This window comes from Cecembia lonarensis LW9, from assembly GCF_000298295.1.
GTDB classification, from domain to species: domain Bacteria; phylum Bacteroidota; class Bacteroidia; order Cytophagales; family Cyclobacteriaceae; genus Cecembia; species Cecembia lonarensis.
Window position 1 is genome coordinate 1 of the sequence record NZ_AMGM01000117.1, and the last position, 10104, is coordinate 10104.

9 protein-coding genes are annotated in these 10104 nt (G+C 41.5%); 1 reads left to right on the forward strand and 8 read right to left on the reverse strand.

Annotated features, from left to right (window positions below):
* Positions 1-25: 25 nt before the first annotated feature.
* Genes B879_RS19160 through B879_RS19170 form a run of 3 tightly spaced genes read right to left on the reverse strand, consistent with a single transcriptional unit; the run spans position 26 to position 4159 of the window.
* The gene (locus tag B879_RS19160) at positions 26-1513 is read right to left on the reverse strand and encodes a TolC family protein (protein ID WP_009186880.1); all 1488 of its coding nucleotides are present in this window, start codon (positions 1511-1513) and stop codon (positions 26-28) included.
* Positions 1506-2834 carry an ABC transporter permease gene (locus B879_RS19165; RefSeq protein ID WP_009186881.1) on the reverse strand — a complete coding sequence of 443 codons (1329 nt, stop codon included), beginning with the start codon at positions 2832-2834 and terminating at the stop codon, positions 1506-1508. The genes B879_RS19160 and B879_RS19165 overlap by 8 nt, the downstream gene beginning before the upstream one ends.
* Complete coding sequence (locus tag B879_RS19170) at positions 2831-4159, reverse strand: efflux RND transporter periplasmic adaptor subunit (RefSeq protein ID WP_009186882.1); 1329 nt, start codon at positions 4157-4159, stop codon at positions 2831-2833. Before B879_RS19170 ends, B879_RS19165 begins: the two co-directional genes overlap by 4 nt.
* 170 nt (positions 4160-4329) lie before the next feature.
* On the opposite strand from B879_RS19170, the gene B879_RS19175 reads away from it, so the two are divergent.
* Positions 4330-5091, forward strand: coding sequence for a class I SAM-dependent methyltransferase (locus B879_RS19175; protein ID WP_009186883.1), 762 nt, complete (start codon positions 4330-4332; stop codon positions 5089-5091).
* A 1-nt stretch (position 5092) separates the two neighbouring features.
* Here B879_RS19175 and B879_RS19180 read toward each other — a convergent pair whose 3' ends face one another.
* From B879_RS19180 to B879_RS19200, 5 genes are read right to left on the reverse strand one after another with little or no spacing between them, the layout of a single operon-like run.
* On the reverse strand, positions 5093-6064 hold the full coding sequence (locus B879_RS19180) for a glycosyltransferase family 2 protein (protein ID WP_009186884.1): 972 nt from the start codon (positions 6062-6064) through the stop codon (positions 5093-5095).
* Entirely contained in the window at positions 6064-7026 is a 963-nt protein-coding gene (locus B879_RS19185) for a glycosyltransferase family 2 protein (RefSeq protein WP_009186885.1), read from the reverse strand. The genes B879_RS19180 and B879_RS19185 overlap by 1 nt, the downstream gene beginning before the upstream one ends.
* 3 nt (positions 7027-7029) lie before the next feature.
* Positions 7030-7560 (reverse strand): DUF4199 domain-containing protein, encoded by a 531-nt coding sequence (locus B879_RS19190; protein ID WP_009186886.1) that lies wholly within the window; start codon positions 7558-7560, stop codon positions 7030-7032.
* Positions 7561-7568: 8 nt separating this feature from the next.
* Complete coding sequence (locus B879_RS19195; protein WP_009186887.1) at positions 7569-8078, reverse strand: DUF4199 domain-containing protein; 510 nt, start codon at positions 8076-8078, stop codon at positions 7569-7571.
* Positions 8079-8081: 3 nt separating this feature from the next.
* A complete protein-coding gene (locus B879_RS19200) occupies positions 8082-9323 on the reverse strand; it encodes a dihydroorotase (RefSeq protein WP_040401275.1) in 1242 nt (413 codons plus the stop codon).
* Positions 9324-10104 lie beyond the last annotated feature (781 nt).

Genomic DNA, 10104 nt, shown 5'->3' on the forward strand with positions numbered 1-10104 from the left:
ACTTGTCTCTTGCTTCTTGTTTCTATCATCTCTCCTCCAAATCCGGCACATACAACAATTGTCCGCTTTCAAAATCATACAAAGTCAGCTGCCGCATTTCATAATAGGCTGTCCAAAAATCCCGTAAAGACTGGATATAGGCTCTTCTGTTTCGATCCTTTTCTTCTTGGGCAATGTTCAGGTCAGTGATGGTAACATTGCCATTCTGATACCTGCGCAGGGAGATTTCATACCTTTTGTCTGCCACCTCATCAGAAAGTTTGGTGATTTCCAAGCGGTCCTTCAACATGGCAAAATTCCTCACCTTGGTAAAGATTTCCTGCTCAAAATTGATCATGTCCTGCTCCACCGTATATTCCACCAAGCGTTTATTTGCCTGTGCCTGACCCATCCTGGCCTTATTTCTGCCCCAATCCAACACCGGAACAAAAAACCCTAAATTGACCAAAGTCTGTCTGTTGGGATCAATAAATATATCCTGCCATTGTAGGGCTGCATTGTTCAACCCATAGCTGGCATTGAAATTCATATTGAAGCGCTGCCCCCTGGCTTCTGCCACCTGAGATTCCGCCTGCAGGACTCTCCTGTCAAAACCTAAAGCCTCTGCTCTGTTTTGGAAAGCAAATTCAATGGCCTCTTCCACCCTAATTTCAAATTCCGGAACCTCTTTCGGGGGAATCAGGGTGAGTTCTGCTGTTTCATTGATACCCACAAAGGCCTTCAATCTCAAAGAATTGGCTTCCAAGTCCAATCTTGCCTGTGCCAAATCCTGCCTGGCCTGCAATACTTGAAGTTCTACCTGCAACAATTTGTCTTCATAAGTGGTGCCGATATTGTACCTGCCCTGCTCGATTTTTAAAATTTCCTGGGTATTGTTCAGGTTTTTAGTGGCAATTTCAAAATTCACCTGGGCAATCAGAAAATCAAAAAACAGCTGGGTCACTCTAGTGGAAATCTCTTCCATCTCTTCCACAAATTCCCGCTTACTTTCCTCATAAAGCAATGGCTCAATCTTCTTGTCCCATTTCCAGGGATTAAAAGCGAATATGGGTTGGCTCAACCTAACATTTACGGGCACACCAGACCATTGCGTCTGTGGAATTCCTTCTGGAGCAAGGAAATTATCAAATCTATTGGTAGAAGAATTGACAGAAATCACCCCTCCTGTAGCCCCAATTACCTGTTGCATCCCCAGCTCCACATCCATCAGATTTTGTCTTACTTCCCGAAAGCCAATACTTCCATCAGGCTGTATAACTGTATTGACAGCCTGTGAAAATCCAGGTACCGTACCTCCCAATCTCAGTTGAGGATTATAATTTGATCTGAAAAAACGATAATTCCAGTACCTGTTTTCCCTTCTTGTTTCGGCACGCAAAGCCGCTGGAGAGCGGGACTTGGCCCTGGCAACAATTTCTTCTAAAGATAGCTGTACCCTTTCCTGTGCATAGGAAAAATCAGGTAAAATGAACAATAATCCAATTAGTAGGCCTGAGTAAAAACTTTTATTCATATCTCAATGAGGTTATAGGATCTTGGCTTGCTGCTTTTCTTGCAGGAGCAATTCCGAAAATCAAACCCACTGTTGCCGCTACACCAAATGACAACAAAATGGAAGGCAAAGTAATGACCGTGGGAAAATCCCCGAATCTAGCCACTAACTGCGCCAAAATGATTCCCAAAATGACTCCAATCAATCCGCCAGAAACGGAAATCATGACGGCCTCGAAAAGAAACTGATTTACAATATCGGATTTTTTTGCACCTAACGAAAGCCTTAGGCCTATTTCTTTTATTCTTTCCAAAACCGAGGCCAACATAATGTTCATGATACCTATTCCTCCTACTAAAAGTGAAATTCCTGCAATGGCTCCTAAAACTATGTTAAATATATTTTGGGTGCGCTGCTGCTGCTTAAGCAATAGCTCCGGAATGGTCACTTCAAAATCTATCACCCGGTTATGTCTCCTTTCCAAAAGTTTGGTGACTACTTCAGCTGTAGGATTCAAGGCGTCACTTTCTTCCACCTGGATGACAATCTTGTCCAATTGGTGGTAATTGTCTGACCTACGGTTGTTATTATCCTCCAAGTTGGAGGCCAATACCAAATCTCTGTTTTTAAAGCGTACCAACATGGTTTGAATGGGGATGTAGACGTCCATATTGAAATCTCTGATCCCCAATTTAGAGATACTTTGTTCCGAGACATAGCGCTCCTCCATGATCCCGATGATCTCCAACCATTGACTGCCACTTTTGATGCGCTTACCCAGAGGATTTTCTTTGGGGAAAAATTTATTGGCCACTGCTTTACCAATGATACAGACCGGTTCACCGTTACGCATATTTTCTTCACTGAACATCCTGCCTTCCAACAACTGAAAATCCAGCACTTCAAAATAAGCTGGTGTAATACCCACTAGTTTGGCCGATCTCCTAACCCCAGACTGCACCAAAAAAGTTTCTACTTCAATCTCAGGACTGATATTCTTGATTCCCGGAATGGTCTGCTGAATGGCTTCAACATCCTGTAGTTTCAATCCGGGAGAAAATCTCGCGCGCTCCTCTTCCAGGTCAGAGCCTTCATCTACCCTTTCATCTCTTTGTTCAGTGACAGGTTCTACTACAATATTATTAACCCCAACCAGTTTGATCTGTTCCAAAATTTCCTGTTGGGCACCGTTGCCTATGGCCAGCATCGCAATAACTGCAGCCACACCAAAAATAATCCCTAAGGCTGTCAGGAGAGAACGAACTTTATTGGCGACTACGGCTTCAAAGGCGATGTGAAAATTTGCTCTTAATCGCTTCCTCTCAAAGTTTTCTACCTTCATAAGTCTTCCTCACTTACAGCACCAATATTGAAAGTCTGCGTATTGGCAGAAATATCCTCAAAATCTGGATTTCTTTTCCCATTCAATTCTTCCAATAGATTAATGGCTGTATTGGCTGACCAGTCCGGGGTAGATAAGTATACCATATCACCTTCTTTCAATCCAAGTTCAATGACCACATCATTGGAATTGGCAAGGCCAACTTTGACTTCCTGCTTTTTACCGGATTTCAAATAAACGTAATTGATGGAATCTGCTTCAGAGTTCAACGCTTCAATTGGAACAAAAACCACATCACTCAATTCATCTGCAATAATCGTATTACTTGTTGTCATGGCAGGTCTGAGCAAGGGGTCACTTTCATTGATCACTACAGTAACCTCAAATACCTTGGCATCTGAATTAGGTCGCTGCTGCCCTACATTGGCCACTTTGGTAACTTCTCCAGTAAGCTTCTTTTCGGGAAAAGCATCTAGCCCCAAATCCACACGCTGCCCTACTTTGACTTTACGGATATCCACTTCATTGATATAGGTGATACTCTGCATGATAGTCAAATCTGGTAAACTGGCCACCACTGGATTCCAGGAACTTATTTGGCTTCCTTCTTTCACCTTACCACCCCTGCCCCAGACATAAATAACCATACCGTTTTGAGGCGCAGTAACGGTGAATTTTTCAAGAATTTCCTCCATTTGCTGTACTTCAGACTGTACATCACGCAATTTGGCAGATACCTCGACCATCCTTGCCCTTTCCTGCATGGACTTAATTTTATAACGATCCAAGGCCTGCTGTAAATCTCTTTTCGCTTTTTCTACATTGTTTTCATTCTGTCTGATGATCGCAGGAGGTTCAAACTGGGACTGTTCTAAAATCAATTTCCTTTCTTCTACCTCATATTCCAAGTTGATGATATTATCTCTTTCCTGTCTGAGCACCAAAGAAGTATCCAATTGGGTCTGCTCAAAAAGTGCCAGTGCCTGTTCCAGATCTAGACGCTTGTCTTCCAAACGTCCAAAAAGTTCTGTTTTGTCCAGGGCAGCAATGAACTCTCCCTTCTTAACCACTGTTCCCTCATCTACCATTTCTTCAATGGTAAAGTTACCTAGCCTAAATCTACGGGCTTCACTTGGCCCCATTACCTGAATCGAGTTCAATGCCTGTAGCTCTCCGGATGTGGTAATCTCAACTTTGAAATTCCCTCTTTTAGCTTCGGCCAAAATATCCCGTCCATCACTGCTTCCAGACGGTCTGAATGCAAAATAAAGCAGGAGAACACCAATGACTGCACCTGAAACAAGGTATATCGTCTTTTTATTCATCATTTAATAGGTTAATGAGATCATTACAAATTTAGACAAAGGACTTTTGATTAACTTTCCAATGACCAAGTAATAAAGCCATTGAAATAATAACTATTTAGACGGGAATTGGAACAGGATTGTTAAATTGCACATCAAATAATTTAGCTCACCGCATTCGGATTAAATCCATGAAATCCCTTATTTCCTTTGTTATACGCTATATACCCAGAAAATACCTGCAACTAGTCTCCCACTTTTTCCTGAGAATACTGGCAATCTTTTACCGTGGAAAACAAGTAAACTGTAATGTTTGTGACCATTCCTTCCGTAAATTCCTACCCTATGGCAGAAAGGCCAGGGAAAATGCCCTTTGCCCCAAATGTCTGGCATTGGAAAGGCACCGCTTAATGTGGCTATTTCTTCAAAAGGAAACCGATTTTTTTTCTAAACCGATGAAGGTATTGCACATTGCCCCTGAGCTTTGTTTTATTGACAGGATGAAGGCTTTGCCAAATCTGGACTATATCACAGGAGACATAGAATCCCCTTTGGCTACTGTAAAAATGGATGTGCATCAAATTCCATTCGAGGCAAACAGCTTCGATGTGGTATTCTGCAACCATGTACTGGAGCATGTGGATGATGATATTTTGGCCTGTTCTGAAATCAACCGGGTGCTAAAGCCAGGAGGTTGGGGAATCATTCAATCACCGGTATATGACCTAGAAACCACTTTGGAAGACAAAACCATCACAGATCCAGCGGAAAGGGAGCGGCTTTTTGGGCAGCGAGACCATGTCAGAAAGTATGGAAAGGACTATGCCAAAAGATTGAGCCAGTCTGGATTAAAAGTGAAAGAAAATAATTTTGTCAAAAGTCTGGATAAGGCTTTGATTGAAAAACATGCCTTACCCGAAAATGAGATCATTTTCTTTTGTACGAAAGGCTGAATTATCTATCTTTTTCCTGAAATGTTTTGGACCAGAAGGCTGTTATCAGGCCAAGGCCATAAGCACTTAATTGCCCGAATGAAGTAAATATTGCCAATAGGCCCACTTTAATGGACTTTTCTTGTTTACTGGCATCCAAAAAAACCAAGAGCATCCAAAAGGTATAGACACTTAAGCCCCATAGATAAAGGGAAATCCCCATCAAAAAAAGCAAAACTATCCCTATCCATCCGCCTAGAAAGAGACTGGGCATCACATGTACCCATTTAATGGCCTCAGGGTGAAACTTACTCACATGTACCCTGTTCTGCCCAAAGGAATAACTCTGAGCCAAAAAACTTTCCCAAGAATTTCTCCGCTTATGGTACACAAAGGCCTCCTCTACCAATTCCAGTCTAAAACCAGCTTTTTTAATGCGTAATGAGAGTTCTATGTCTTCCGCCCTATTGGCATCTATAAAGCCTTGAGTGGCTTCAAAAACCGCTCTGGAAAGCCCCATATTATAGCCCCTCGCTTGGTATTTGGAAGGATTTTTCATCTTTCCCCTTATTCCGCCTGTGGTCAATATGGAGGTCATGCTATAATTGACGGCTTTTTGGAAAGAAGAAAAATCAGAAGCTGCTGCATCAGGCCCTCCATGCGCATCCAACTTTCGACTATCTATGGCATTTTTCAACACTTCCAAATACGCGGATGGTATGATGCAATCAGAATCAAACAGAACAAAGTAATCCCCCTTTGCTCTTTGCATTCCATAATTTCTCGCAAAACCCTGCCCAACATTCTCGATATAATAATACTTGATATCAAGCTGTTCTTGAAAAACCGGCAGGTAATCTTCGCAGGTAAAAGTGGATCCATCTTCCACGATGAGCACCTCAAAATCTTTGTACGTTTGCAATACAAGACTTTCCAATAGGGAGCGGATTTCTTCGGGACGGTTGTAGGCAGGTATGATGATGGAAAAATACATCAGTTGTTGAAATTCAATTCCTCATCCACGTTATAATCCCCCTTTTTTATGTTATTGGAAGCCATGATTTCGGCTAAAAATCCCGTCAAAAACAACTGTGCTCCTACGATCAATGCCACTAAAGCCAAAAAGAAAAGCGGTTGATCGGTAATATTCCTGACTTCTAAACCCTTGGAGATGCCTCTTATTTTTTCAAATATCAACCAAAAAGTAATGATAAAGCCGGCCAAGAAAGAAATTGTGCCCAATGTGCCAAAAAAGTGCATGGGTTGGCGTTTGTATCGGTTGACAAAAGAGACGGATATCAGGTCCAAAAAGCCATTGATAAATCGCTCCCAGCCAAACTTAGTGACCCCATATTTTCTGGATCTGTGCTCAACTACCTTTTCCCCAATTTCGGTAAAACCATTCCACTTGGCAATTAAGGGGATATAGCGGTGCATCTCTCCATAGATATGGATATTTTTTACCACTTTATTCTTGTAGGCCTTCAGTCCACAATTAAAGTCATGCAATTTGATCCCTGATATTACCCTTGTCACCCAATTGAAGAATTTTGAAGGGATGGTCTTACTGATGGGGTCATGTCTTTTCTTTTTCCAACCTGAAACCACATCAAACCCATCCTCAATGACCATGCGGTACAGTTCAGGAATTTCGTCAGGGCTGTCCTGAAGGTCTGCATCCATGGTAATCACCACCTCCCCTTTTGCTTTGCTGAAGCCCATATCCAAAGCAGCGGATTTACCGTAATTTCTGGTAAAACTTATGGCTTTTACTACTGGATTTATAGAAGAAAGCTTTTGTATTACTTCCCAGGATCTGTCCTTACTACCATCATTGACAAAAATAATTTCATAGGATAAGCCGTATTCATCCATGACACGACTTATCCAATTATGCAGTTCAGGAAGGGATTCCTGTTCATCAAATACCGGGATAACTAAGGAGACTTGGATCATTTATCAGTAAGAGTAATCCTCCTTTTTTTGGATAATAGCTGCTACAATCAATCCCAAGATCAAGGCTCCTATCATCACATTAATGAACGTTGAAATACCCAAGAATTCCGGAGATTGAAAAAACTTCACAAAATCCGGTAATTCATCTGGATCTATCGGACTTCCTCCAAACCTTTCCTGCATTTCAGTCTGTGCTTCCAAAATCCTTTCCATATAACCGGAGTCAATGAACTTGATATAGAGGTAGAATCCTACAGCACGAATGGCGCCACCGATCAAACCCACAACAAAAGCAATCCCAAAACCCTGTCCAAGGGTAATATAACCATTATTACTGTTCTTAAACTCTTTCCCTGCCATAAAATACATGGCTGAGGCCAAACCAATGGTAATTAAAAAAACAAAGCCCTGGACAGCTATACCTTTGGTGGCCAGATCAAACATGGCAATAGTCAAACTTAAAATTAAACCAGCTAAGCCGTAAATGACTCCCCATTTTTTGGCCGGATCCATTGTACTTGGTGTTTCTTCCATAGTTGTGGTTAATAGTTTTTTCTTAAAATTACCGAAATAATGATTGTAAAAAACAGTCCGAAAGCAATTTTAAATATCAGATCTGTAATGGCAATATCGTAAACAGACAATGCCATCATTTGCTCATATGTCTTATCAAAGGATGTCTGACCAAGTGTGCCGATGATTTCTTCCTTTTTATCTGCCAAAATCTGCATCATATTGGCCTTGATGTTTTCGAAAGTATGGGGTGAAAACATCAACCCAAAGTAAATCCCTAAAAATGTCACAAATGCATTGATGAAATAAATCAAGAAACCAATAGTCATCCCTTCTGCAAAGCTTAACTTATTATTATTCAACTTAAAGCGATAAAAATAAATACCAGCGCCCACAAATAAGGGGGTAATCGCAAAACTGAACACCTTGCTGAACAATGTTGGGTCTGGCGTAAATAATGTGGCAATGTAAAAGGCAAATACAGAAAATGCTGCTGCCAATAAACCTATTTTATAGAAATACCCAAAGTATTGTTTCATGGATCAAATTTTAACAAACTGTTTCTTATTGATAAGGTATTTGACCTTACCTTTTAATGTTGACCCAATCCAGGGATGGTTGGCTGATATGGATAAGTTTGATTTTTTATCATAAGTCCAAGTTTCATTTGGATCAAATATTGTGATTTGGGCAACAGCTTTCTCCACTTGCCCAAGAACTTTTAAAGGACCTGTCGTAATTTTTTCAATCAATAAGGGCCAACCCATTTCATCCGACAAGCTGATCAGGCCGGGAAGAAAAGTTTGTAAACCAATCATACCAGACTGGGCCAAATCAAACTCCATATGCTTTGCATCAAAGTCTTGCGGCTGATGATTGGAAACAATGGCATCAATCGTACCATCCTTAAGACCTTCGATCAAAGCAGCTCTTTCCTTTTGTCCTCGAAAAGGCGGTAAAACCTTGAAATTGGAGTCAAAATCGGTAAGATCTTCGTCAGTAAATAGGAGTTGGTAAAGAGACACATCTGCAGATACCTGAAGACCTTCACGCTTGGCGATTCTTATTCTTTCTACAGCTGAGGCTGTACTTAAGGTTTGAAAATGTAGCCTGCCTCCGGTATACCTAAGGATCTCCAGATTTTTTTGAACGGCAATATCTTCTGCAATATTTGGGATTCCCTTCATTCCTATACGTGTAGAAACTTCTCCCTCATGCATCTGACCAAATAGAGCTAATAGTGGTTCATAAGCATGATCAAATAAAACCCCATCAAACTTTTGAAGGTACTGCAAAACTTTCATCAGCCGGTCAGGATTGGAAAGGGGGTTCAGCCCATCTCCGAAAATTCTTACATCTTGATGGTGCAAGTCCAAAATATCGGTAAAATCTTCTCCTTTACAATCTTTGGTAGCTGCAGCATTGATGATCAGATCTGTGATCCAATGGGTTGTTTTGGATTTCAGAAACTGGATTTCATTCTTTGTTTGAATGACTGGATGCGTATTCGGCATTAGCACCGTCTTAGTGAATCCACTGGTTTTCAATAAACTATCAAGGCTTTCCAGGGACTCTTTATGTTCTTCTCCTGGCTCTGCCGTAAAACATCGCAGATCCACCCAGCCTCTGGAAGCCATGAGCCCTGAACAATCGATGGATTCATCAACTTCCTTGTGAAAATCATCAGGTTTTGGAATTAATTCAGTACCTGTGTAAATGAAATCCTTTGGTGGTTGAACGGATTTTTCGTCGATGAAACTTAAAGATCGGAGCAGTTTGGCCATGTTGAAAATCGTTTGCACAAAACTGCAACATTATTCTAAAAAAAGGAAACGAAGCAGGGAATTAGATGGAGTAATCCAAGTGTCCAAAAGCCTATCTTGGGTTACTTCAAGGCGGGACTGTATGAAAAGTCTATTTTCACGGCCCGGTTGTCCGATTTCCCGAACTTTGAACCCTGAATATGGAGCTTCCCGCTCCACTCGATGAATATTTCCGAAACAAGTCCAAATATATTGGAACCGCAAAAGGGACAAAAGGAACAACAGGCAACGGAATCCAGAATCAGCTTCTGTATTCGGACAAGTCTGTGAATACGGCTCGGTTGTCCGAAGTATCCGAACTTCGGACCCTGATTATCGAGCTTCCAGCTCCACTTGACAAATTGCACCCACACAAGTAGTATATTTTTGAACCACAACCTGTCCCAATTATCGGGAAAAGGAACAAAAGGAAACAAAATAGATGAAAAGAAACCTGAATTGATACTTGCCCTGCATCCCTGCCCCTCACTAAATCCCGATAGCTGAGGGGATCACAGAATCATTTTTCAATGTTCGGTCCTCCGAAATCCGACTTTCTAATTCAACTCCTTTCGGAGTTGGGAGGGTCGTGAAGATATTTAATAACCATACCCGGGTGGCAACCCGGGGCAAATAACCTACGGTATTGGACGCTTTCTGCGTCCGGAATCAGAAAAGTATGACGACCTAAGTCTTATTTCTTGTGTCTTGTATCTTGAGTCTTGAGTCTTGTGTCTTGTGTCTAGAGTCTCGCTTCTCCCCC